24 protein-coding genes and 1 pseudogene are annotated in these 21,928 nt (G+C 62.6%); 15 read left to right on the top strand and 10 right to left on the bottom strand.

The window, feature by feature from the left end:
* The first annotated feature begins 8 nt into the window (after positions 1-8).
* The 3 genes from RQ479_RS11315 to RQ479_RS11305 are packed head-to-tail and all read left to right on the top strand — an operon-like array spanning position 9 to position 3,447.
* A complete protein-coding gene (locus tag RQ479_RS11315) occupies positions 9-1,517 on the top strand; it encodes a sugar ABC transporter ATP-binding protein (protein ID WP_376705117.1) in 1,509 nt (502 codons plus the stop codon).
* Positions 1,514-2,479, top strand: a complete 966-nt coding sequence (locus RQ479_RS11310; protein ID WP_376705116.1) for an ABC transporter permease — start codon at positions 1,514-1,516, stop codon at positions 2,477-2,479. Before RQ479_RS11315 ends, RQ479_RS11310 begins: the two co-directional genes overlap by 4 nt.
* Positions 2,476-3,447, top strand: a complete 972-nt coding sequence (locus RQ479_RS11305; protein WP_376705115.1) for an ABC transporter permease — start codon at positions 2,476-2,478, stop codon at positions 3,445-3,447. The genes RQ479_RS11310 and RQ479_RS11305 overlap by 4 nt, the downstream gene beginning before the upstream one ends.
* Here RQ479_RS11305 and RQ479_RS11300 read toward each other — a convergent pair.
* Positions 3,421-4,362, bottom strand: coding sequence for an amidohydrolase family protein (locus RQ479_RS11300; RefSeq protein WP_376705114.1), 942 nt, complete (start codon positions 4,360-4,362; stop codon positions 3,421-3,423). The two genes, RQ479_RS11305 and RQ479_RS11300, sit on opposite strands and share 27 nt — an antisense overlap.
* Before the next feature lie 74 nt (positions 4,363-4,436).
* Between RQ479_RS11300 and RQ479_RS11295 the strand changes: the two genes are divergently transcribed.
* The 6 genes from RQ479_RS11295 to RQ479_RS11270 all read left to right on the top strand — a co-directional run bounded on the left by RQ479_RS11295 (position 4,437) and on the right by RQ479_RS11270 (position 10,229).
* A complete protein-coding gene (locus RQ479_RS11295; protein WP_376705113.1) occupies positions 4,437-5,756 on the top strand; it encodes an alanine racemase in 1,320 nt (439 codons plus the stop codon).
* A gap of 44 nt (positions 5,757-5,800) precedes the next feature.
* Positions 5,801-6,145 (top strand): RidA family protein, encoded by a 345-nt coding sequence (locus tag RQ479_RS11290; protein ID WP_292653647.1) that lies wholly within the window; start codon positions 5,801-5,803, stop codon positions 6,143-6,145.
* 9 nt (positions 6,146-6,154) lie between these two features.
* Positions 6,155-7,165, top strand: a complete 1,011-nt coding sequence (locus tag RQ479_RS11285) for a succinylglutamate desuccinylase/aspartoacylase family protein (protein WP_376705112.1) — start codon at positions 6,155-6,157, stop codon at positions 7,163-7,165.
* Positions 7,166-7,221: 56 nt separating this feature from the next.
* Complete coding sequence (locus RQ479_RS11280) at positions 7,222-8,400, top strand: hypothetical protein (RefSeq protein ID WP_376705111.1); 1,179 nt, start codon at positions 7,222-7,224, stop codon at positions 8,398-8,400.
* A 270-nt stretch (positions 8,401-8,670) separates the two neighbouring features.
* Positions 8,671-8,922 (top strand): helix-turn-helix domain-containing protein, encoded by a 252-nt coding sequence (locus RQ479_RS11275; protein WP_376705110.1) that lies wholly within the window; start codon positions 8,671-8,673, stop codon positions 8,920-8,922.
* Positions 8,922-10,229: a type II toxin-antitoxin system HipA family toxin gene (locus tag RQ479_RS11270; RefSeq protein WP_376705109.1), complete on the top strand. Its 1,308-nt coding sequence runs from the start codon at positions 8,922-8,924 to the stop codon at positions 10,227-10,229. The genes RQ479_RS11275 and RQ479_RS11270 overlap by 1 nt, the downstream gene beginning before the upstream one ends.
* Positions 10,230-10,318: 89 nt before the next feature.
* On the opposite strand, the gene RQ479_RS11265 is transcribed toward RQ479_RS11270, so the two are convergent.
* From RQ479_RS11265 to RQ479_RS11255, 3 genes and pseudogenes are all read right to left on the bottom strand, one after another.
* Entirely contained in the window at positions 10,319-10,480 is a 162-nt protein-coding gene (locus RQ479_RS11265; RefSeq protein WP_376705108.1) for a hypothetical protein, read from the bottom strand.
* Positions 10,477-10,924 (bottom strand): annotated as a pseudogene (locus tag RQ479_RS11260) (isocitrate/isopropylmalate family dehydrogenase); the annotation flags it as partial. The gene RQ479_RS11265 and the pseudogene RQ479_RS11260, both read right to left, overlap by 4 nt.
* 97 nt (positions 10,925-11,021) lie before the next feature.
* Positions 11,022-11,405 (bottom strand): phosphatidylglycerophosphatase A, encoded by a 384-nt coding sequence (locus tag RQ479_RS11255; protein ID WP_376705107.1) that lies wholly within the window; start codon positions 11,403-11,405, stop codon positions 11,022-11,024.
* Positions 11,406-11,748: 343 nt separating this feature from the next.
* Here RQ479_RS11255 and RQ479_RS11250 point away from each other — a divergent pair, with 343 nt between their 5' ends.
* A complete protein-coding gene (locus tag RQ479_RS11250; RefSeq protein WP_376705106.1) occupies positions 11,749-12,375 on the top strand; it encodes a CDP-alcohol phosphatidyltransferase family protein in 627 nt (208 codons plus the stop codon).
* 59 nt (positions 12,376-12,434) lie between these two features.
* Here RQ479_RS11250 and RQ479_RS11245 read toward each other — a convergent pair whose 3' ends face one another.
* Complete coding sequence (locus RQ479_RS11245; protein WP_376705105.1) at positions 12,435-13,454, bottom strand: LLM class flavin-dependent oxidoreductase; 1,020 nt, start codon at positions 13,452-13,454, stop codon at positions 12,435-12,437.
* A gap of 254 nt (positions 13,455-13,708) precedes the next feature.
* Here RQ479_RS11245 and RQ479_RS11240 point away from each other — a divergent pair, with 254 nt between their 5' ends.
* Positions 13,709-13,942, top strand: a complete 234-nt coding sequence (locus tag RQ479_RS11240) for an AbrB/MazE/SpoVT family DNA-binding domain-containing protein (RefSeq protein ID WP_292653638.1) — start codon at positions 13,709-13,711, stop codon at positions 13,940-13,942.
* Positions 13,939-14,343, top strand: a complete 405-nt coding sequence (locus RQ479_RS11235) for a type II toxin-antitoxin system VapC family toxin (RefSeq protein WP_352467355.1) — start codon at positions 13,939-13,941, stop codon at positions 14,341-14,343. The genes RQ479_RS11240 and RQ479_RS11235 overlap by 4 nt, the downstream gene beginning before the upstream one ends.
* Positions 14,344-14,365: 22 nt before the next feature.
* On the opposite strand, the gene RQ479_RS11230 is transcribed toward RQ479_RS11235, so the two are convergent.
* The 5 genes from RQ479_RS11230 to RQ479_RS11210 form a co-directional block, all read right to left on the bottom strand.
* Entirely contained in the window at positions 14,366-14,572 is a 207-nt protein-coding gene (locus tag RQ479_RS11230; RefSeq protein WP_292653636.1) for a hypothetical protein, read from the bottom strand.
* 18 nt (positions 14,573-14,590) lie between these two features.
* Positions 14,591-15,733, bottom strand: a complete 1,143-nt coding sequence (locus tag RQ479_RS11225; protein WP_376705104.1) for a DegT/DnrJ/EryC1/StrS family aminotransferase — start codon at positions 15,731-15,733, stop codon at positions 14,591-14,593.
* Positions 15,734-15,985: 252 nt separating this feature from the next.
* Positions 15,986-16,909 (bottom strand): carbohydrate kinase, encoded by a 924-nt coding sequence (locus tag RQ479_RS11220; protein ID WP_352467353.1) that lies wholly within the window; start codon positions 16,907-16,909, stop codon positions 15,986-15,988.
* Positions 16,906-17,352: an RbsD/FucU family protein gene (locus RQ479_RS11215; RefSeq protein ID WP_376705103.1), complete on the bottom strand. Its 447-nt coding sequence runs from the start codon at positions 17,350-17,352 to the stop codon at positions 16,906-16,908. Before RQ479_RS11215 ends, RQ479_RS11220 begins: the two co-directional genes overlap by 4 nt.
* Positions 17,353-17,354: 2 nt before the next feature.
* The gene (locus RQ479_RS11210) at positions 17,355-18,584 is read right to left on the bottom strand and encodes an ROK family protein (protein WP_376705102.1); all 1,230 of its coding nucleotides are present in this window, start codon (positions 18,582-18,584) and stop codon (positions 17,355-17,357) included.
* A gap of 266 nt (positions 18,585-18,850) precedes the next feature.
* Here RQ479_RS11210 and RQ479_RS11205 point away from each other — a divergent pair, with 266 nt between their 5' ends.
* The 3 genes from RQ479_RS11205 (at position 18,851) to RQ479_RS11195 (ending at position 21,829) form a co-directional block, all read left to right on the top strand.
* On the top strand, positions 18,851-19,828 hold the full coding sequence (locus RQ479_RS11205) for a sugar ABC transporter substrate-binding protein (protein ID WP_376705909.1): 978 nt from the start codon (positions 18,851-18,853) through the stop codon (positions 19,826-19,828).
* Positions 19,829-19,982: 154 nt separating this feature from the next.
* Positions 19,983-21,044, top strand: a complete 1,062-nt coding sequence (locus RQ479_RS11200; protein ID WP_376705101.1) for an ABC transporter permease — start codon at positions 19,983-19,985, stop codon at positions 21,042-21,044.
* 2 nt (positions 21,045-21,046) lie between these two features.
* Complete coding sequence (locus tag RQ479_RS11195) at positions 21,047-21,829, top strand: ATP-binding cassette domain-containing protein (RefSeq protein WP_352624589.1); 783 nt, start codon at positions 21,047-21,049, stop codon at positions 21,827-21,829.
* Positions 21,830-21,928 lie beyond the last annotated feature (99 nt).

The raw sequence follows: 21,928 nt of genomic DNA, 5'->3' as shown, positions 1-21,928 counted from the left end.
TTGTAGCATTGACAACCACGGCTACGCTTCTCGCCGCGCGGGGGGTCTCGAAGTCCTTCTTCGGCAACCCCGTCCTGCGCAACGTTTCCATCGCTCTGCAGCCGGGCCGCGTGCATGCGCTGCTCGGCGAGAACGGCGCGGGGAAGTCGACGCTGATCAACCTTTTGTCCGGCGCCCTGCGCCCGGACGGCGGGGCGATCGAGGTTGATGGACGCCCGGTATCGCGCATGAGCCCCGCTCATGCGCGGCACGCCGGGATCGCCGTTGTCCAACAGGAACTCAGCCTGACGGCCAGTCTCTCGATCGCCGAAAATATCGGGCTCGGCGCCTATCCCAAGAGATTCGGCTTGGTCGATTACACCGAACTGGCCGCACGGGCCAGGGCCGCATGCGATCTTGTCGGCCTTCGCGAACCGCTGTCGACGCCGGTGGGGCATCTGTCACTCGGCCGCCGTCAGATGGTGGAGATCGCCAAGGCGCTTTACCGGCGGCCGCGCGTGCTCATTCTCGACGAACCCACCTCATCGCTATCGGCAACCGAGACAAAAACCCTCACGGACCTGCTGGAAAGGCTCCGGGCCGAGGGCATCGCCATTCTCTACATCTCACACCGGCTGAACGAAGTGATGACACTGTGCCAGCATGTCACCGTACTGAAGGACGGCGCCTGCACGGCGGACCGCTCGCTGGAAGAAACTGATGCCGCCGGGCTGGTGCGGCTGATGGTTGGCCGCGACCCGGGCGATCTCTTTCCACGATGGCAGCCTTCGCCATCGCCAGCCAACGCCATCTCGGTTCGTAATTTTTCGGCCGGCCTGATGCGCGACGTTGATCTCGACATCAGGACGGGCGAGGTGCTTGGGATCGGCGGCCTGGTCGGGCAGGGGCAGGAAGATCTGCTGCTTGGCCTCTATGGCGCGATCCCGGCTAGGACGGCATCTGCGACCGTAAACGCTGCTACGGGTTTGCCGGGCGGCGTGCCGAGCGCCAATGCGCTCGGCCTCGCCTATGTCCCGGCCGACCGCAAGCGCGAAGGCCTGCACCTGATCCATCCCATCATCACCAACATGATGCTACCAGCCTTCGCAAGGCTGCCGGCGTTGAAGCTGCGCAGCCGGCGTGCCGAGCGCGACATGGCGAGGGGACTCGCCGCCCAGCTTGCCATCAAGGGCGACCTCGACCGCCCGGCGCAGGCACTCTCAGGTGGCAACCAGCAGAAGGTCGCGCTGGCGAAATGGATGCCACACGATCCGCTTGTGCTTCTCCTCAACGATCCGACGCGCGGCGTCGATGTTGAGACCAAGCGTGAGATCTACATGATGCTTCGCAATCTCGCTGCCGCCGGCAAGGCGATCGTCCTGCTCAGTTCCGACACACCCGAACTGGTGCACCTTTGCGACCGCGTCGCCGTGGTCCGCGAAGGTCGCATCAAGGCCATGCTCGAGCGCGAGGCACTGAGCGAGGAAGCCATCGTCTCGGCCGCAATGGGCGCCGAACAGCAGAAAGTTGCGGCATGAGCACGGTTGTATCCTCAAGCCAAGCCGGCGCCCTCTACTGGCCGGTTCAGCTGCGCCGAAATGTTGGCGTGCGCAGCCTGTTCGCCGTGGTTCTGGCGTTCCTCGTTGCCTACGGCGTGTTGTTCCCCGGCCTCTTGACGGCGTCCGGCTTCGCCAAGTTCACCCAGAGCTGGTTTCCGCTGGCGCTGGTCGCGATGGCCCAGGCGATCCTCATGCTCACCGGCGGCATCAGCTTGGCGATCGGCGCAATGGTCAGTCTCGGCGCGGTAATCGCCGCGACGACGATGATCGGGCCGCTGGGCGTAGCCGGCGGTACCGCCGCGGTGGCGCTGACCGGTATCGGCATCGGTGCCGCGACGGGGTTCATCGTCGTGAAACTTCGGTTGCCGGCCATCGTGGTGACGCTCGCCGGCTCCTTCATCATCGGCGGTGCTGCGTTGCTCATCCTGCCGAGGCCGGGCGGCGCCATTCCGGAGTGGCTGTCGGACCTGCTTGCCGGCAACAGGCCGGCGGCATTCGTGTTGCTGGTGCTCGTCGTGCTTTTGTGGAAACTCTATCTCGCCACGCCGCTTGGGTTGAGCCTCTATGCCGCCGGTGAGAATCCGGTCGGCGCCTATCGCTCAGGCGTGCCGGTCGATGGCGCGCGGATCGCGGCCTATGCGATCAGCGGTCTGCTTTGCACAGGCGCCGGCCTGTTCGTCGCCGCGCAAACGGGTTCGGGCGATCCGGTCATAGGCACGGCCTTCACGCTGAATTCCATTGCCGCCGCGGTGCTCGGCGGAATCGGCTTCCTCGGCGGCCAGGGCACGATGCGCGGCGCGCTTGCCGGCAGCCTGCTGCTCAGCCTGATGATCAGTGTCATGTTCTTCCTCGGCTTCACGCCAGTTGCTCAGTATGTCGCCCAAGGCCTCATCATCATCGGGGCGGTCGCCATCCCGCAATTCCGCAAGGTGCAGCAATGACAGCACGGAAAGAGAGCGCGCGCGGCAGGCGGGCGTTGACGATCCTGCGCAGCCGGCCCTTCCTCACGGTCGCTATCGTTGCCGCGGTGTGGATCGTGGCGAGCTTCGCTTCACGTGGCTTCGGCGCTTATGGTCATTTGCGCTATTTGGTCGAGTTGGGCGCGGTGATCGGCCTGGTCGCGGCGGGCCAGACCTTCGTGGTGATTGCCGGCGGCATCGACCTTTCCGTCGCGGCGATCGTCACCGTCAGTGCCGTCAGCCTTCCGCTGCTCTCATTGCAGGCGGATCCGACCGGGCTCACAGCCGTTCTTGCAGTGCTTGCGTTGACGACCGCGATAGGTCTCGTAAACGGGCTGGGCGTGGCGCTGTTGCGCGTTCATCCAATGATCATGACACTGGCGATGGCGACATTCCTGCAGGGCCTCCTGATCATCATCGCCGGCGGCAGCGCCGTGACCGCCGAGAACCCGCTGGTCCGCTGGCTCGGCAATGCGCGGCCAGCCGGTATTCCGGCAGGCGTGCTTTTGTGGGTGGGCATTTCCGTGATCGTTCTGACCACGATGCATGCGACATCCCTCGGCGCCCGGATTTTCGCGATGGGCGCCAATCCGCTTGCCGCGGCGCTCTCCGGAGTTTCCGTCGCCTCGACCACGCTCGCGGTCTACGGCATCAGCGGCTTCTGTTCGGGACTTGCCGGAGTGTTGGTCCTCGGCATGAACGGCCAAGGCTATGTCGGGATCGGAGATCCCTATCTCCTCGCCTCGATTGCCGCCGTGGTGCTCGGCGGCACCTCGATACTGGGCGGGCTCGGCACCTATGCCGGTACTATCCCCGGCGCCATCCTGCTGGTCACGATCACGGCGCTGATCACCGTCGTCAACGCATCGCCCGGCTGGCGCAGTATCCTGTTCGGGTCGCTGATTCTGGGGCTGCTGCTTCTCTCAGGCAGGGAGCAGGCCCGCCGATGAAATATCGTGCAGCCGGTAGATACGCCTTGCGTTGCCGAAGAACAGCGCCGTTTGCTCGTCCGCGGAAAGCTCTCCTGCAATGGCTTTGAAGCTGTCATATACTGCATCGAACGACGCATGCAGGCCGGCGACTGGGAAGTCACTGCCGAACATCGCCCGCTGCGTACCGAAACAGTCGATGCAATGCATGACAACCGGCTTCAGGCTGTCGAGTGTCCAGTCATGATCGTAGGCGACCAGATCCGATATCTTGATGGCAGCGTTGTCGCACTCCGACAAAAGCCGCAGCCCTTCGCGCCACACCCGCATCCCGTCCGCATCGCGATCGATCGGGCTGCCGCAGTGGTTGAGAACAAAGAGCTGGTCCGGAAAGGCCGCTGCGAGGCGCGCCGCACCGGCGAGCTGGCGCGGAAACACCATCAGGTCGAAAACCAGCCGGTGGCGCCCAAGCAGGGACAGGCCGGCACGCCAGGCCTGATCGTCCATGATGCCGTCACGGGCAGCAAAACGGCGGGCAGGATCCGGATCCCAGCTCAGTATGTCGCGCACACCGACGACCCGGTCGAATGCCGCCTGCGCCTCCACCAGCGCCGGCGCTTGGCGGCTCGCCAGCGGTATGTGAACGACATAACGGGCGGCCACGCCGCGCGACTTGTCGAGCGTTTCAAGCCATCGCGTTTCGCCGACGCAGTCATCCCCGGTCCAGCCGGCTTCGACATGGACGGTTGCGACGACATTGTGCCGGCCGGCGTCGCGCAAATAATCTTCAGGAAGGTAGTTTCGCCGCAACGGGCCAAGCTCCCCCAGACCGCCGCGTTCGCCAGCCGTTGTGGCGAGCCAGGGGTGCCGGCTGAGGCCGAGATCCCAAAGATGATGGTGGGCATCGATGATCGGTCCGCGGTAAGGTGTTGGCACGCATCTCTCTCATGGTGTGGCCGGAATCGGAAATCGATCCGGACTTCATCCTGTGAAGGAAGGACTAGCATCGGATGACCGAAAGCTCACCCGTACTGTCGCTGGCGACCCGAGAAAATTTCCTACTCGATGACCGTATCCGCGGCGTGCCGCCTGGCACCCTCGGCTTGGACAGCAGCCTTGTCGCATCTGAGCGCTGGCATCCAGCGCATGGGCGTATGTCGTTGCCGGTGTTGACCGTCGACGAGGAGGCCTTCATCGCCAATCGTGACCTGTTCCTGCGCTATGCGCGAGAACAGGGCGCCCTGATCGCCCCGCATGCCAAGACCCCGATGGCGCCTGATCTTGCCCGGTCCCTGATCGAGGCCGGAGCATGGGGCACGACCGTCGCCGACATAAGGCAGGCCACGGTGATGCTCAAAGCCGGACTCTCTCGGCTGATCATCGCCAATGAGGTCGGCGGACCAGGTGGTGCGAACCGGCTTGCGGTTCTTGTCAGCGCCTGGCCACGCGCCGAGTTCTACGTTTTCGCCGACTCGATCGCCGCTGTGAATGCGCTTGCCGAAGCCTGGCGGGCCAATGCGACGCTGCCGCCATTGCGCGTGCTCGTCGAACTTGGAGCGGGCAGGGCAGGCGCCCGGACCACCGACGAAGCCGAGGCGATTGCCGACGCGATTGTAGCAGCTGGCGGCCGGCTGCTGATCGCCGGCGTCGCAACCTATGAAGGTGCCGCGGCGCAGCCCGATCCTGGCCGCACCGATGAGGCGATATCCGCCCTGCTGGCAATGACAGCCGACATGTTCCTGCGGCTGCGCGCCCGCGTCGGCGGCGACACCCCGCTCATCGTCACGGCAGGCGGCTCGGTATACTTCGACAAAGTGGTCGCAGCGCTTTCGCCTCTCGTTTCCAGGGACAGCAGCGCGACGCTGGTGCTGCGCAGCGGCGCCATCTTCTTCCACGACCATGGCGTCTACGACCGCTCGCTCGGCGCACTCGATGCCCGCGAGGGTTTTGCAGTCGGCGGCTTCAATGCGTCCGCACGAAATTCGTTCCGTCCGGCTTTGCGCCTGTGGGCCGAGGTACTGTCGCGGCCGGAGCCTTGTCTTGCGATCTGCGGCATGGGCATGCGCGACGTGTCGTTCGACCAGGGCTTTCCGATGGTCCTGACCATCTTTCGTGCCGGCAAGCAGCTGCCGATAGCGCGTGCCGAGGTCTTCAAGCTCAACGACCAGCACGCCTTCCTGACGATTGCGTCGGGCGACGACATTGCCGTCGGCGACACCGTTGAATTCGGCATCTCCCATCCCTGCACCTGCCTCGATCGCTATCGCGTGATCTTCGGCGTCGACGCGGCCGGGTATGTCAGCCACGCTTTTCCCACCTATTTCGGCTGACCATCGTCGCGATTTCCAAACAGAGAACCTCGAAAGGATCTGATATGATCAAGTACTTCCAGTCCGGCTCCCGCATGTCGCAGGCGGTCGTCTATGGCGGCCTCGTGCACATAGCGGGCCAGGTCGCAGAGGATCGCAAGGCCGGCATCGAGGGTCAGACGAGCGAGGTACTCTCCAAGGTCGAGGCGCTCCTGGTCGAGGCAGGCAGCAGCAAGTCGAAGCTCGTGGCGGTCAACATCTTCCTGCCGCAGATTGGCGATTTCGACGCCATGAACAGTATCTACGATGCCTGGGTGGATTCCGCCCGTTTGCCGGCGCGTGCCTGCGTCGAGGCGCGTCTCGCTGATCCTGACCTCCGCATTGAGGTCACCGCCGTCGCGGCTGTGTGAACCACCGCCATGCACACCGGCATCAGCCATTCGCTCGATTTCGATCGGGACGGCAAGACGCTCAGCCATCTGAGCATCCCGTTCTCGATAGACCGTTCGCCATATTTCCAAATCAAGGTCCCGATCTGCCTCATTCGCAACGGTGAGGGTCCGTCGCTGCTTCTTATGGCCGGCAATCACGGCGATGAATATGAAGGCGAGCTGTCCTTGGCGAAGCTGGTCCGCCGGCTCGATCCAGCGCGCGTCAGGGGCCGCGTCACCATCCTGCCGATGGCCAATGTGCCGGCGGTGATGGCCGCCAAACGCTGCTCGCCGCTCGATGGCGGCAATCTCAATCGCGCCTTTCCCGGAGATCCGTCGGGCACGCCGACAAGCCGGCTCGCCAACTTTCTCGAGACAGACCTGTTCCCCCGACACGACATTGTCTTCGACATCCATTCGGGGGGCACTTCGATGGAACATCTGACGACTGCACTCGTCGAGCGCAATGCCGATCCCGAGCGCCACAGGCGCGGCGTGGAGCTGATGCGGGCGCTCTGCATGCCCTATGGCTTCGTGGCCGACAATGGCCAGGCCTCGCCGACCTCCATGGGCGCAGCGCGCCGTGCCGGCGCCATCGGCGTCAGCGGTGAGTTCGGGGGCGGCGGCACCGCCACGGTCGACACGATGGCGATCACCGCTCGCGCGATCGACAATCTGCTGATTGCGCTAGGCCTGGTCGACGGGCCAGTTGTTGGCGCGGAGCCAATGGATTCAATGCCGACGCGACTGCTTTCGCTTTCGCGGCATAGCCAAGGCCTCTACGCCACCCGCCGCGGCTGGTTCGAACCCGCCGTGAGGGTTGGCGACAGCGTGAACGCCGCACAATTGGCTGGCTGGTATCACGATCTCGAAAGGCTCGATCTTGCCGAGGAAGCCTTGCATTTTGCCGAAAACGGCATCGTGCTTTCGCGGCGGCTGCATACAATGTGCGAGGCAGGAGACTGCCTCATGCAAGTCGCCGAACCCGTAGAAGCCTAAAGGGAAACCGCACGGCGTCTGCCTGCTGCGTCACTCTGGAGAACTGAGGATATCTTATGCAGCTTTCCATGTGGACCTACCCTTGGGATGTCCAGGATCTGGGTTTCGAGATGGTCGAGCGCGATCTGGTCGAACGCGCCGGGCTCAACATGATTAGCCTTGCTGCCTCGTATCATGCGGGGCGCTTCCTTCAGCCGCGCAGCCCGCGCCGCAAAGCCTATTTCCCGGAGGACGGCACGATCTACTTCAAGCCAACCGCCGCGCGATGGGCCGACCTCGCAATTCAGCCCAAGGTGGCGGACGTGATCTCGCAGGGCGGCGACGTGCTTGGCGAGCTCGTCCGCAGACGAGACGCCAATGGGCTGGGTGTTTCGTGCTGGACGGTGTGCCTGCACAATACCCGCGCCGGCATGCTTTATCCGCAGGTGGTTACCCGAAATGCCTTCGGCGATCCCAATTATTACAACCTTTGTCCCTCGCATCCGGATGCGCGCGCCTATGTTCGCGCGCTGGTCGCCGACGTTACGCACACTTACAAGCCGGACAGGATCGAGCTCGAAAGCCCGTCATTCATGAGCTTCGCCCACGAATACCATCACGAGAAAGACGGTGTCGGGCTGACCGCGGAAGATGACTTCCTTCTGTCGCTGTGCTTTTGCCCGTCCTGCCTCGCCCGCGCCGCTTATGCCGGCATTGACGGCGAGGCGGCGCGCAAACTGGTCAGAGGGTGGATCGTCGAGACCTGTGATCGTGCCGTTCCGGCACCGCGTTTTCCGGACTTTCCGAACGGTAGCTTCGATACCTTCCGGCCCTGGCCAGAATTATACGACTTTCTGCTGTGGCGGTTCGAGCCGGTGACCAGCTTGGTTGCCGAGCTGCGCGACGTTGCTGATCCGGGCACACGTGTCCTCATCATTGACCTGAAGGACGGCTGGTTGGGCGGCTGCGATCTGGCAGCTCTCGGCCAGGCTTGCGACGGCGCGATCCTGTGCGCCTACGATATGCAGGCCAGCGATGTCGCAGATCTGATGGCCACTGGCCGTGCCACGCTCGGAGCAGAGAAATTCCTTGGGACCGGTTACCGGCTGTTCCATCCGGAAATGGCAGGCCCCGACATTCTCGCCGCCAAACTGAAACCGGCGCTGGCGGCGGGCGTCGATGGCATTAATTTCTACAATTACGGCCTTGTCCCTGCCGCACGCCTCGATTGGGTGAGTGCCGCACGATCTGTGTGAACAATCGATCCACTGTCGATCCAATAGACCTCATTTGCCTCGAGCATTGCGCGTAATGCCGGAGAGTCGCTGGGAGGACTTCCCGCATGGATCCTCGCATCGCCTTTGGCCGGCGGCCAGCAGCCTAACTGAAAGTCGAGGCATGGCTGCGAGAGGCCACGCGGGATGGGAGGGGGTTATACGGTCGAGCGTATCTTCCAGTTTATTCGCGCGAGCGCATATTGAAATTTATCTTCGGAAGCGTATATTTCATAGCTAGAGAGGTACGCTGTGGACCAAATCGCCCGAACGCCCAAGCAACTCGGAGATGCCATCCGCCGGCAGCGCCGCAGACTCGGTCTGAACCAGACCACTGTCGGGGAGCGCACGATGCTGCGCCAAGCGACCATCTCGGCCGTCGAGAATGGTGCGCCCGGGACACAGCTCGGAACGCTTTGCGACATTCTCGCAGCGCTCGACCTTGAATTGGTTGTCCGCTCTCGGACCAGGGCAAAGTCGACCGAGATCGAGGACGTCTTCTGATGGCTCGTCCGCGGCGGCACCTCCCGCTCAATGTCTTCTTGAACAGCCGTCTCGTCGGGCGGCTGAATAGACAATCCAGCGGCGCGATCGATTTTCAGTATGATCCGTCCTGGCTTGACTGGGAGCACGCGCTACCAGTCTCGCTATCTCTGCCTCTACGTGAAGATCGCTATATCGGTGCACCCGTCATTGCCGTCTTCGACAATCTCTTGCCCGACAGCATCCCGATTCGCCGCCGTATGGCGGAGCGTGTTCATGCCCAAGGGATAGACGCCTATGACTTGCTTGCCGCTGTCGGACGGGATTGTGTCGGCGCACTGCAATTCCTGCCAGATGATGTCGAACCGGGCCCCGCCGGTATTGTCGACGGCAAACCCGTTGACGATACCGAGATTGCTCGTCTCCTCCGCGATCTGGCATCGGCCCCCCTCGGGCTGGGCGAGGATGAGGATTTTCGGATCTCGATCGCTGGCGCTCAGGAAAAGACTGCGCTCTTGTTCTGGAAAGGACGTTGGTACAAGCCGCTGGCGACGACTGCTACAACGCACATCCTCAAGCCACAGATTGGACGCTTGCCAAATGGCATCGACCTTTCCTTCAGTGTTGAAAACGAATTATTCTGCCTCAAGATGACAGCCGCCCTGGGGCTCCCGTGCGCCGTCGCCGCAATCGAGGAGTTCGAAGGCAATCGCGTGCTCGTAGTCGAACGTTTCGATCGCCGATGGACGAGTGACAACCGTCTCCTGCGCTTGCCCCAGGAAGACTGCTGCCAGGCTTTGTCTGTGCCTCCGTCGCTGAAATACGAATCCGATGGCGGGCCTGGGGTTCCGGCTATCCTTGGTCTGATGAAGGGAAGCGACCAACCGGAGCTAGATCAAGCTGCGGTTCTGAAGGCCGTGGTCGCCTTTTGGCTTCTCGGCGCCACAGATGGGCATGCCAAGAATTTTAGCGTCTTTCTTTCTCCCGGCGGCCGGTTCCGCATGACGCCGCTATATGATGTGATCTCAGCGCAGAGCAGCCTTAATGCGGGACAGATCAGGCGCAACAAAATGAAGTTGGCGATGGCTATAGGCGATGCACGCCACTACCTTATCGATAGCGTCATGCCGCGCCATTTCATCCAGACCGCCGCCAAGGCAGGAATTGGTCAAAAACCCGTCACGGCGATCTTTGACGAGCTGCGCCAACAGGCGCTAACGGCAATTGAACTAGTTTCTGCATCACTCCCAAAGGGTTTCCCTTCGCAAGTCGCAGATGCCATTAGCAATGGGGTCAAAGCTCGCGTGCGCAGACTGGAAGAGGTGTGATGCTGAAGATCGAGGCACAACCAGACTGATAGCCATTGGGACGGTCCAATTGATCTTTCTTAACAGCGGCAACGCCGCGCGGGATGTAATCAACCCAAGGACTTGCCAGCCTGTAACTTTCTAACCAGGCCAATCAGCTGATTCAGATCAGCGCGTGGAAGCGCAAGCATCTCGGCAGGGCGCTTGTGATATTCCCTTGTCAATTCCTCAATGGTTGCAGCACCCTTTGGTGTAAGCTTGACAAGTTTCATACGGCGATCGCTTGGCGACGGAATCCGTTCGGCGAGCCCCGCCTGGGCGTGTGCAGTGACGCGTCCGTGGTCACGCGCTCGATGGCGGCGCATCAGGCGCGCCGCGGCAGCCGGCTCGCCGAGATGCTCCAGCATCATCACCGCCGACCAGAACGTGCCGACCGGATTGGCGATGCCCTTGCCGGTGATGTCGAACGCCGAGCCGTGGATCGGCTCGAGCATCGACGGAAACCGCCGCTCAGGGTTGAGGTTCGCAGTCAGCGCGATGCCGATCGATCCGGCAAGTGCCGCCGAAATATCCGACAGGATATCGGCGTGAAGATTGGTCGCTACGATCGTGTCGAGCGAGCGCGGATTGAGCGTCATGCGCACGGTCATCGCGTCGACCAGCATTTTGTCCCGTGCGACATCCGGGAAATCGGCCGCGACCTCACGGGCGATGTCGAATGGCCGCAATCCTGTAGCTTCGCGTTGGTCCGGTCTCCCCTTGTGGCGCTAAACTCCGATGGACCACGTGGTCTTGGCAGACCGAATGTCGCCGTTACCGCAAATGTTCAATCAAACCGTTCAGCAGGAGCAGCAACGCCCCAGCGACGACAGCCGCGGCAGCATCGTCCAGCATGATGCCGGCCCCACCCCTTACCTTGTCATGCATGATACGGATGGGCCAAGGCTTGACGACGTCGAAAAACCGGAAAGCAAGGAAGCCTGCTGCCCACCAGAGTGGGTCGAGTGGCAGCATGGAAAGTGTCACGGCGGCGCCGAAGGTCTCATCGATGACGACGATCTGCGGGTCCTCCGTCCCGGTTCGGGAGATGACATGCGATGACGCCCATACGCCGACGGCGAACAGGGCCGCATAGGCAAGCACGGTCAGCCAAGGCGATGCAGGTATCAAAGCCGCGGCAACAGCCACTCCAACCATTGCGCCGGCCGTGCCCGGCCATATTGGAGATAATCCCGCGCCAAGAGAGGTCGCGAGCAGGTAGGCAAACTTGGGTGAAAATTTATGCATCGAGTTTCGGCCGGCTTCCGACGGATGGCAAGCAATCATAGTCACATCGTTCGGGTGCGGCCGCCAGACCGCCGGTCGATTTGCGCCGTCAGCTTGGCGAGCACCTTAATCCGCCGGCCGCATCCGCCAAAAAGAAATCGCTGTTGAGCCAGTTCTCCGTCTGCGTTGACCAAGTCGAACGCTGGCGAGCGGTGGAACAAACCCGCAAATTGCTGGTAAAGCTCGGTGAAACGACATCATCAGAGGAGCCGCCATGATCGCCGGTCTCATGAAAAGTCGCATCGACCCGCTATGGGAGCAGGCCGCCTCTCCGCTGATCGGGATCGGCATGACGCCGAACCAGGTTACGGCCAGCGGGCTCGTGCTCGTCGCTTTGTCGTCGGCCGCCTATGTCTATCACCATTCAAGTCTTGCCTTTGGCCTTTGCCTGGCGTTTGCCTTCACCTTCGACGCGCTGGACGGTGCGGTCGCCCGCCGGACAAATATGAGCACCAAGGCCGGTGGCTATTTCGACGCCGTCGTCGACCGCTATCAGGAGCTGGCCGTCTTTGCGGCAATCGGCTGGGTCGCCGATCTGTGGGCGATCGCAATGTTCGCGTTCGCCGGCGGGATCCTCACCAGTTACGCCAAGGCGCGGACGGCGCTGGAAATTCCTGTGGAAAACCACGGGTGGCCGGATTTCTTTGAGCGAATGGAACGTCTGGTGTTCATTTGCGTGCTGCTCGCTGCCGACGGAGTCGCGAACGCCATGGGCGCGGCTTCGCCCTGGATTCTGGCGGGCGGGTTCGCGCTTTACGCAGTGCTGGCCAACGCGACAGCGCTGCAACGGATCAGCCGCGCATTTGCGATGCTGAAACGAGCCGACGGGAAGCAGCCGTGAGACCGCTAGAACGCGAGCATCGTATCGACCGCCGTGGGCTTTTCCAACAAAGTCGCGCGTCAGCGCCAGCCCAAGCCAGGGGCGACATGGGTCAGGATCGCCTCGATGACGTGGGCATTGTAGTCGACGCCGAGCTGGTTGGGGACGGTAAGCAGCAGCGTATCGGCCTCGGCGATGGCTTCGTCGCCCTTTAGCTGCTCGATCAGGACGTCCGGTTCGGCGGCATAGGAGCGGCCGAACACGGCAAGCCTGTCTGCCTCGATATAGCCGAAATGATCTCCGCTCTGGTTGCTGCCGAAATAGGCGCGGTCGCGATCGTCGACCAGCGCAAAAATGCTCCGGCTGACCGACACCCGCGGCTCGCGCGTGTGCCCTGCCGCCTTCCAGGCCTCACGAAAAGCCCGGATCTGTTCGGCCTGCTGGATGTGAAACGGCTTTCCGCCTTCGTCGAATTTGAGCGTGGAGCTCTGCAGGTTCATCCCCAGTTTCGCAGCCCATTCTGCGGTGGCGTTTGTGGCGGCGCCCCACCAGATGCGCTCGCGCAGGCCCTCCGAGTGCGGCTCGACGCGAAGCAGGCCAGGCGGGTTGGGAAACATCGGCCGCGGGTTGGGCTGCGCAAAGCCTTTGCCCAGCAACACTTCGAGCAGCACTCCGGTGTGTCTGCGGGCCATGTCGGCATCACTCTCGCCCTCTTGCGGGGCGTAGCCGAAGTAGCGCCATCCCTCGATCACCTGCTCCGGCGAGCCGCGGCTGATGCCCAGCTGCAGACGCCCTCCGGCGATTAGGTCGGCGGCGCCGGCGTCCTCGGCCATGTAGAGCGGGTTCTCATAGCGCATGTCGATCACCGCCGTGCCGATCTCGATTCGGCTGGTCTTCGCCCCAACCGCTGCCAGCAGCGGGAAGGGCGAGGCGAGCTGGCGCGCGAAGTGATGCACGCGGAAATACGCGCCGTCCGCACCCAGCTCCTCGGCCGCGACCGCCAGCTCGACGGACTGCAAAAGCGCGTCGGATGCCGTCCGCGTCTGCGATTGCGGCGAGGGCGTCCAGTGCCCGAACGAGAGGAAACCAATCTTCTTCATGAAATAGCCAGCCTAGAGGGAAGACAGGTGCAGACTATGCTTCGGCGCAGAGCAAAGCACTTCAAAAATTTTGCCCTGACGGCAATCTTTCAAAGCCGCGCCGGCCGATTTGGGAGAGAGGGCAGGGGATGAGTTCTGGCAGTGCAGAAGGCCAATGTGCGACCGTAAAATGACGGATGGATACCGATCTAGCGGTTGAAATCCAACACGACGGGTAATACCTTGTTGATTATTGGTATTACCGAGGTTCGAACATGACCACCAAAGTCACAGCCAAGGGACAGGTGACTATTCCAAAGCCGGTCCGCGAACTGCTTGGGATCGTCCCGGGCAGCAGAGTCGACTTCCGCCGCGCCGATGACGGCAACGTCGTGATTACGCGCAGTGACAAGAAGCAGCCCGCGAGCCGCTTCGCGAAATTGCGCGGCCATGCCGGCAAGGGTCTCGATACCGACGCGATCATGGCACTGACGCGTGGCGACGTGTGACGCTGGTCGACACCAACGTTCTGCTCGATCTTGTCACCAATGATCCGAACTGGGCGGATTGGTCGATCGCCCAGCTTGAGGCCCAAAGCCTGAATGGACCGCTGTTGATCAACGATGCTGTCTATGCGGAGTTGGCCGTCCGATACGGGCGCATCGAGGATCTCGACGCGTTTCTTGACAAAGCTGGTCTCGAAATCGCTTCGATGCCACGGGCAGCACTGTTCCTCGCGGGAAAGGTCTTTACCCAATACAGGAGATCGGGCGGGTTGCGCTCCGGCGTGCTGCCCGACTTTTTCATCGGCGCCCATGCCGCCGTCAATGGGCTGCCGCTGCTCACTCGCGATGTTGGTCGTTATCGTACCTATTTTCCATCACTCAAGCTGATCGCACCGAACTCGTGAATAGCCCGCCGAATAGGGTCCGCTAGGAAGGTGCCGCGAATGCGAGCACTATCGCGATGAGGATCAACAGCGGCCCCATCCATTTAAAATGGGTTCCAAAGTTGGTCCACCATGCCTGCTGTTGGCCGGGGCGAGCTTGAGAGGGGTCCGAGAAAAATCCGAAGCCGACGCCAGCCATCCACAACCCGGCGCAGAACATGATGAACTCGTCGATGTAATCCGCGACCACGCTTCGAAGCTTTCGAATTTATGCCGCCGCTACATGCGCCGAATTCGAGCCGATATAGTTACGGATCGTTTCGATGATCCGGTCCTGGTCAGCCTCGCTCAGATAGGGATGCATCGGCAGGCACAGGATGCGCTTCGGCAGCCCTTCCGAAACGGCAAGGCCGGTCGGCGTGCGCGGATAATCGCGATAGGCAATCTGGCTGTGCAGCGGTTTCACATAGTAGATGACTGACGGAATGCCCTTTTCACCGAGATGTGCCTTGAGCCCGTCGCGTTTCGGCGTTTCGATGGCGTATTGCGCCCAGGCCGAGCGGCCGCCGCCCAGATTGCGCGCAGCCTTGACGATATCGCCGAGACCTTCGGCATAGCGATTGGCGACCGCTTGCCGCGCCACCATCTCGTCCTCGAGGATGGCCAGCTTCTCTATCAGGATCGCTGCCTGCAGGGTATCGAGCCGCGAGTTGATGCCGACGCGGACATTGTCGTATTGCGTTTCGCCCTTGCCGTGAAAAGCAAACGAGCGCAGCTGTTCGGCCAGCGCATCGTCATTGGTGAACATCGCACCGCCGTCGCCATAGCAGCCGAGCGGCTTTGCCGGATAGAAGCTGGTCGAGCCGACGGTGCCGAACGAGCCGCACATCTTGCCGTCGGCCGAGCCGCCGGTCGCCTGCGCCGCATCCTCGATGACCATCAGGCCTTCGCGATCGGCGATGGCCATGATCGCCTCGTAATCGGCGGCGAGGCCGAACAGGTCGACAGGAATGACTGCCTTTGGCCTCAGCCGGCCCTCCGCCTTGATCATGGCGATTGCCGCCTCGAGGCTGGCGATGTCGATATTGTAGCTGTCGGCATCGACATCGACGAATACCGGTTCGGCCTTGGTCAGCGCCACCACTTCGGCCGTGGCGGCGAAGGTGAAGCTCGGCACGAACACCGCGTCGCCCGGGCCGATGCCGGCGGCAAACAGCGGCAGCAGCAGCGCATCGGTGCCGTTGGCGCAAGCGACCACATGCTTGGTGCCGATATAGGCGGCGAGCTTGTTTTCGAATTCGGTGACCTGAGGTCCGAGAATATAGCGGCCCTCCTCGACAACCCGGTCGATTGCCGCTTTCAGCCTGTCGCGGATGCGTTCGCGCTGCGCGCCAAGATCGATGAACTGCATGTCGGCCTCAAACGGTTTAGCCAGATAACCGGCCGCTGGTAGCAGACTTGGCACGGCCGAGAAAGCCGCAGGGCAAAACCCTGAATTGCTCAAGTGTCGCAGCCTGTTACCTCTGATTTCCGATCTGCCCTCTTAAATGCGGGGAAATCCGGGCTTCGGCCGGCCTGATACAGGCTTCGCATCCCGCCCGCCAGGCTGGACGAAACATAAAGTGATCGCCGGTGAGCAGTCCATGGGCTGCGCACCAGCCGGTCAAGCGAGTTCATGCCGCCATGGTGGATTGGCGCCGGCCCGCGATACCGTCACCGCTGCGGCCTTGGCGCCGAGCGTCAGCGCCTTTTGGATGGCATCTTCCGGCAGGCTGGCGATTGCCGTCTTCGAGAGCAGGCCCTGTTCGTGCAAGGAAGCAAGGATGCCGGCGTTGAAGGTGTCGCCGGCGCCGACCGTATCGACCACCTCGACCTTGTCCGGTACGACGGTGACCCGGTGCTGGCTGCTGTAACCAACCGCGCCCTCGCTGCCATGGGTGACGACGATCAGCTTCGGACCGCGGTCCAGCCAGTTGCGGACCACGTCCTCATGCGAGCCGGCTTCGCCGAACCAGTTCAGATCCTCGTCCGACAGTTTCACGACGTCGGCCATCGCCATCATGTTGCGGATGCGCCTGAGGTGCTTGGCCTTGTCCGGAATGAAGTTTGGCCGGATGTTGGGGTCGAGCATCATCACGCGGCGCTCATGCTCGCGTCGCATGAACTCCTCATAGGCCGACCCGGCCGGCTCCGAGATCAGGCTGATGGCGCCGAACAGCATGGCCTCGATCTCGCTGCCGAGTTCCGGCAAATCCTCGATGGTCAGCATGCGCCCGGCGGTGTTCTCGTCGTAGAATGTGTAGGTCGCCTGGCCGTTGGTGAGGCGCACGAAGGCGAGCGTGGTTGGTCGCGGCGAGGTGTGTGCATAGGTGGAACTGACCTTGCTGGCTCCCAGCGCCTCCCTGAGCTGGCCCCCGAACAGATCCGACGACAGGCCGGAGAAGAAGGCAGCGGGCGCGCCGAGCCGGCCAAGCGCAATTGCCGAGTTGAAGACGGCACCGCCGACATAGGGCGCAAAGGCCGACTCGCCCTCCGTCGTGGTGCGCGGCAGCATGTCGATCAGGGCTTCGCCACAGCAGAGGATCATGAAGTCTTGCTTTCCGGCGGATAGATCACGCCCTTGCGGATGATGATGTTGGCATAAAGCCGCGGCTCGCTCGTCGCTACGATCGCGTGCGCGGCCTTGACCCGTGCATAAAAGTCGGCGCCGGCAAGCGCAACCACCTTGCGGCCCGGCACACGCCTCGCGCAGATCGCTTCCATCTCGTGGTGAACCGGATCGGCGAGCAGGGGATCGCCTTTGGCCGAGGCGCGAAAAAGCGCGTCAGGCACGGCGTCGTCGACAGGCAACACGCTCAATATGGCATCGAGCACCGGGATGAGATGATGGCCGTCGGCGCGGATCAGCCGCCGTGCCTGCTGCTCGGCCGGGTAGTTGCCGTCGACCAGGGCGATCTCATCGCCATGGCCCATGGCGCGCAATATCGCCAGAAGCTCCGGGCCGAGCAGCGCCGGGATGCCGATCAGCATGCTCAGAAGCTCCGGGAAATCGTGGTCGAGCCGATGAGGAAGCGCTCCGACAGCGGCAGGCTGGCGCCACCCAGCGCCCGCGCATGGATGCCGACGGTTCCCTCGCGAACGCCCGGCAGCCTCAGGCCTTCGCCGTCGATCCTGCCGATAGCTTCGATGACGGCACCGACGAGCCGGCGGCGCACGGCGAGCGGCATCCACCCGTCGATCACCGCGGCTTCGAAATCAATGACGGAGGACGCCGAAACGATGGCGTAGGCGAGCGCCTGCGAGGCGCTGGCGATCCAGCCGTCGAGATCGGCGCCGATCTCGCCCCAGTCCCCCGGTGACGTCCACAGATGCGAGGCCTCGACGCCGCGCGCGTTGAGCGCCTTTTCCAGCATGGCGATCGACGCCACGTCGATCAACTGCGTCGGCTTGCCGTCCGGCCCGGGCACCGGCATCGAGCCCAGCGCGCCGGCATTGCCGGTTGGGCCGCCAAACAACCGGCCGTTCAGCACGATGCCGCCGCCGGCAAAGGCGCCGATATAGAAATAGACGAAATCGCGTGCCGCACCCGCCGCCTGGCCGAACACGAGCTCGGCGCCGCAGGCCGAGGTGGCGTCGTTTTGCAGATAGACTGGAAATTCGCATTGCGCCTGGATGTCGGCGCGGATGTCGCGATGGCGCCATTCGTCCATGATTTCGCGCGGTGCACCGGCGGTGTCGGCCCAGTTCCACAATTCGAACGGCATGGCGATGCCAAGCCCGGCAATGCGTTTGTCCTGCGCAGGGGTGAGTTCGCCGCGCATCTTCTTCATGCCGCTTGTGACGAACTCCACCGTCTCGCGCGGCGCCGGATAGCGGTATGAATGCTGCAGCATCGAGCGCACATTGCCGAGGAAATCGATCAGCACCAGCTCGGCGCTGCGGCGGCCGATCTTCAGGCCGATGAAATAGGCGCCGTCGGGATTGAGCGCCATAGGTATCGAGGGCTGGCCGATCTTGCCGCGCAACGGCGCCTGGCGAACGAGCAGGTCGTCCTCCTCCAGCTCACGCATGATGACTGATACTGTCTGCGCCGAGAGCCCGGTCATACGTGCGATGTCGGATTTGGCCAGGCTGCCGTGCTGGCGCACCAGCGACAGCACCAGCCGCTCATTGTGGTCCCGCATGCCGCTTTGATTGGTGCCGCGGTGCAGGCGGCTTTCGGCCGCATCGGGCGAGCCGTGCCTCGTAATGCCGGTCTCCACCCTGTTCCTCCCGTCGTTTCCCTCAATGCTTTTGGTCTAGAGTGAGTGAACAATCCTGCGTTGTCAATAATAAATAAGAGTGATTTAATTATTGACAGTGCTGGCGGACTGGTGTCTCTTGAGGTCGGCGCCGACACTGGGAGATTTCGTCGGACGCGCTGCAGATGCCGGTTGGCCGGCATCCTAAATGGTTCCATGGGAGGAAAATCGTGACCACGTCAAAACTGTTGAAATCCACCGTGTTTGCCGCGGCCGGACTGAGCCTGATGGCCTTTGCTTCGACGGCATCGGCCGCCGGGGTCGGCGCCTGCTTGATCACCAAGACCGACACCAATCCCTTCTTCGTCAAGATGAAGGAAGGTGCGACGGCCAAGGCCAAGGAGCTTGGCGTCGATCTCAAGACTTACGCCGGCAAGATCGACGGCGACAGCGAGAGCCAGGTGGCTGCAATCGAGAGCTGTATCGCCGACGGCGCCAAGGGTATCCTCATCACCGCGTCCGACACCAAGGGCATCGTGCCGACCGTGAAGAAAGCGCGGGACGCCGGGCTGTTGGTGATCGCGCTCGACACCCCGCTTGATCCGATCGATGCGGCTGACGCGACCTTCGCGACCGACAATCTGGAAGCCGGCAAGCTGATCGGCGCATGGGCCGCCGCGACGCTTGGCGACAAGGCCAAGGATGCCAAGATCGGCTTCCTCGACCTGACCCCGTCGCAGCCCACGGTGGATGTGCTGCGCGACCAAGGTTTCATGATGGGCTACGGCATCGATGTGAAGGACGCCAACAAGATCGGCGACGAGGACGATGCGCGCATCGTTGGCCACGACGTGACGAACGGCAATGAAGAGGGTGGTCGCAAGGCGATGGAGAACCTTCTGCAGAAGGATAACACCATCAACGTCATCCACACCATCAATGAGCCCGCGGCTGTCGGCGCCTACCAGGCGCTCAAGGCTGTCGGTCTCGAAAGCCAGGTGCTGATCGTCTCGGTCGACGGTGGCTGCCCCGGCGTGAAATCGGTGGCCGAAGGCGTGATCGGAGCTACCTCGCAGCAATATCCGCTGCAAATGGCGGCGCTCGGCATCGAGGCGATCGCCACTTTCGCCAAGGACGGGACGAAGCCGAAGCCGACCGAAGGCAAGAACTTCTTCGATACCGGCGTCAATCTTGTCACCGACAAGCCCGCCAACGGTGTGAAGTCCATCGACACCAAGGAAGGCCTTGCCAAGTGCTGGGGCTGAGCCTGGCCTGACCGGCAACAGATCGCGAGCGGCCGGGGCTTGATCCCCGGCCGCTCCGGGTGGACGATGTGCCGATCTAAACGCAAATAGTCCCGGCGGCAGACCGGAAGGCGTGGACGGCGTCGGCGGTTGGCCGAAGCCCAAGGGAGGAAACATGGCTCAAGCACAAGAATTCGAAAAAGTTCTATCGAGCAGCGACACAAGCGTCGCCGCGTTCGACGAGCATAAATCGGCCGTCAAGCGTGCCCAGCATTTTCTGCATTCTACGCCGGCCGCGGTGCCGCTTATCGTGCTGGTTCTGGCGATCATTATTTTTGGCATTACCATCGGCGGGCGTTTCTTTTCATCCTATACGCTGACGCTGATCCTTCAGCAGATCGCCATTGTCGGCATTCTGGGCGCTGCGCAGACCCTGGTGATCCTGACCGCCGGCATCGACCTGTCGATTGGCGTGATCATGGTGATTTCGGCTGTGATCATGGGCAATTGCGCGGTCAGCTACGGTATGCCGGCAGTGCTCGCGGTGGCGATCGGGCTTGTCGCCGGTGGCGCATGCGGCCTGCTCAACGGGGTGCTGGTCGCCTACATGAAGCTGCCGCCCTTCATCGTGACGCTCGGCACCTGGAACATCGTCATGGCCACCAACTTCATCTATTCGGCCAATGAGACGATCCGCGACACCGACGTCGACGTTCAGGCGCCTCTGCTGCACCTGTTTGCCTTGAGCTTTAAGGTCGGCACGGCCGTGCTGACGCTTGGCGTCATTGCCATGGTCGTTCTCGTGTTGGTCCTCTGGTACGTGCTCAACCACACCGCATGGGGCCGCCATGTCTACGCGGTTGGCGACGATCAGGAGGCTGCGAAACTGTCGGGCATCCAGACGAAGAAGGTGCTGATGACGGTCTATGCCCTTGCCGGGCTGATCGCCGCTTTCGCAGCCTGGGTCTCAATCGGCCGCAATGGCTCGATCTCTCCTTCCGCCGCCGTGACCGACTACAATCTTCAGGCCATCACCGCGACGGTGATCGGCGGTATTTCGCTGTTCGGCGGGCGCGGCTCGATCCTCGGCACGCTGTTCGGCGCCATGATCGTCGGCGTCGTCTCGATGGGCCTCAACATGCTGGGCGCGGATCCGCAGTGGAAGGTGCTGCTCACCGGCGTGCTGATCATCGGCGCCGTGGCGATCGATCAATGGATCAGAAAGGTTTCGGCATAGCCATGACCCAGGAACCCATCCTCATCGCGCGCGGTCTGGTCAAGCGCTATGGCCGCGTCACCGCCCTCGACAATGCCGATTTCGATCTCTATCCGGGCGAAATCCTTGCCGTCATAGGCGACAATGGCGCCGGCAAGTCGTCGCTTATCAAGGCGATTTCCGGCGCGGTCGTGCCCGACGAAGGTGAGATACGACTTGAAGGCAAGCCCATTGCCTTCAAATCGCCGATGGAGGCCCGCGAGGCCGGCATCGAAACAGTCTATCAGAACCTGGCTCTGTCGCCGGCGCTGTCCATCGCCGACAACATGTTCCTCGGCCGGGAGATCCGCAAGCCGGGGTTCCTCGGCGAATGGCTGCGCATGCTCGACCGCCCGGCGATGGAAAAGCGTGCCCGCGACAAGCTCACCGAACTTGGCCTGATGACCATCCAGAACATCAGCCAGGCCGTGGAAACTCTCTCCGGCGGTCAACGCCAGGGCGTGGCAGTGGCGCGCGCCGCCGCGTTTGGCAGTCGGGTGGTGATCATGGATGAGCCGACGGCAGCACTTGGCGTCAAGGAGAGCCGCCGCGTGCTCGAATTGATCCTCGACGTGAAGAAGCGGGGCCTGCCGATCGTGCTGATTTCACACAACATGCCGCATGTCTTCGAGGTGGCGGACCGCATCCACATTCACCGGCTCGGCCGTCGCCTGTGCGTGATCGATCCGAAGCAGTATACGATGTCCGACGCGGTCGCCTTCATGACCGGCGCCAAGGTGCCGCCGGAAGCGGCGCTGGCGGCTTGAGCAAGAATTTGAGGCCATCGCCGAGGGGCCCAAACGCGCTGTTTCAAAATACCAAATTGCCGCAGGGCAACCCGGCTTGCGGTCGCCTGAATCGATTGA

Origin of the sequence: Mesorhizobium sp. ISC25, assembly GCF_042295465.1 — a bacterium.
In the GTDB taxonomy this organism is placed as follows: domain Bacteria; phylum Pseudomonadota; class Alphaproteobacteria; order Rhizobiales; family Rhizobiaceae; genus Mesorhizobium.
Note: the sequence above shows the minus strand (reverse complement) of the source record. Positions and strands in the feature narration are given on the sequence as shown.

Excerpts from the sequence above, each read along its gene's own strand:
- RQ479_RS11290 (WP_292653647.1), top strand. The coding sequence starts at position 5,801 with ATGATCAAGTACTTCCAGTCCGGCTCCCGCATGTCGCAGGCGGTCGTC.
- RQ479_RS11270 (WP_376705109.1), top strand. The coding sequence starts at position 8,922 with ATGGCTCGTCCGCGGCGGCACCTCCCGCTCAATGTCTTCTTGAACAGC.
- RQ479_RS11215 (WP_376705103.1), bottom strand. The coding sequence starts at position 17,352 with ATGCTGATCGGCATCCCGGCGCTGCTCGGCCCGGAGCTTCTGGCGATA.
- RQ479_RS11310 (WP_376705116.1), top strand. The coding sequence starts at position 1,514 with ATGAGCACGGTTGTATCCTCAAGCCAAGCCGGCGCCCTCTACTGGCCG.
- RQ479_RS11250 (WP_376705106.1), top strand. The coding sequence starts at position 11,749 with ATGATCGCCGGTCTCATGAAAAGTCGCATCGACCCGCTATGGGAGCAG.
- RQ479_RS11285 (WP_376705112.1), top strand. The coding sequence starts at position 6,155 with ATGCACACCGGCATCAGCCATTCGCTCGATTTCGATCGGGACGGCAAG.
- RQ479_RS11220 (WP_352467353.1), bottom strand. The coding sequence starts at position 16,909 with ATGATCCTCTGCTGTGGCGAAGCCCTGATCGACATGCTGCCGCGCACC.
- RQ479_RS11225 (WP_376705104.1), bottom strand. The coding sequence starts at position 15,733 with ATGCAGTTCATCGATCTTGGCGCGCAGCGCGAACGCATCCGCGACAGG.
- RQ479_RS11245 (WP_376705105.1), bottom strand. The coding sequence starts at position 13,454 with ATGAAGAAGATTGGTTTCCTCTCGTTCGGGCACTGGACGCCCTCGCCG.
- RQ479_RS11305 (WP_376705115.1), top strand. The coding sequence starts at position 2,476 with ATGACAGCACGGAAAGAGAGCGCGCGCGGCAGGCGGGCGTTGACGATC.
- RQ479_RS11240 (WP_292653638.1), top strand. The coding sequence starts at position 13,709 with ATGACCACCAAAGTCACAGCCAAGGGACAGGTGACTATTCCAAAGCCG.
- RQ479_RS11280 (WP_376705111.1), top strand. The coding sequence starts at position 7,222 with ATGCAGCTTTCCATGTGGACCTACCCTTGGGATGTCCAGGATCTGGGT.
- RQ479_RS11200 (WP_376705101.1), top strand. The coding sequence starts at position 19,983 with ATGGCTCAAGCACAAGAATTCGAAAAAGTTCTATCGAGCAGCGACACA.
- RQ479_RS11205 (WP_376705909.1), top strand. The coding sequence starts at position 18,851 with ATGGCCTTTGCTTCGACGGCATCGGCCGCCGGGGTCGGCGCCTGCTTG.
- RQ479_RS11265 (WP_376705108.1), bottom strand. The coding sequence starts at position 10,480 with ATGAAACTTGTCAAGCTTACACCAAAGGGTGCTGCAACCATTGAGGAA.
- RQ479_RS11295 (WP_376705113.1), top strand. The coding sequence starts at position 4,437 with ATGACCGAAAGCTCACCCGTACTGTCGCTGGCGACCCGAGAAAATTTC.
- RQ479_RS11255 (WP_376705107.1), bottom strand. The coding sequence starts at position 11,405 with ATGGTTGGAGTGGCTGTTGCCGCGGCTTTGATACCTGCATCGCCTTGG.
- RQ479_RS11195 (WP_352624589.1), top strand. The coding sequence starts at position 21,047 with ATGACCCAGGAACCCATCCTCATCGCGCGCGGTCTGGTCAAGCGCTAT.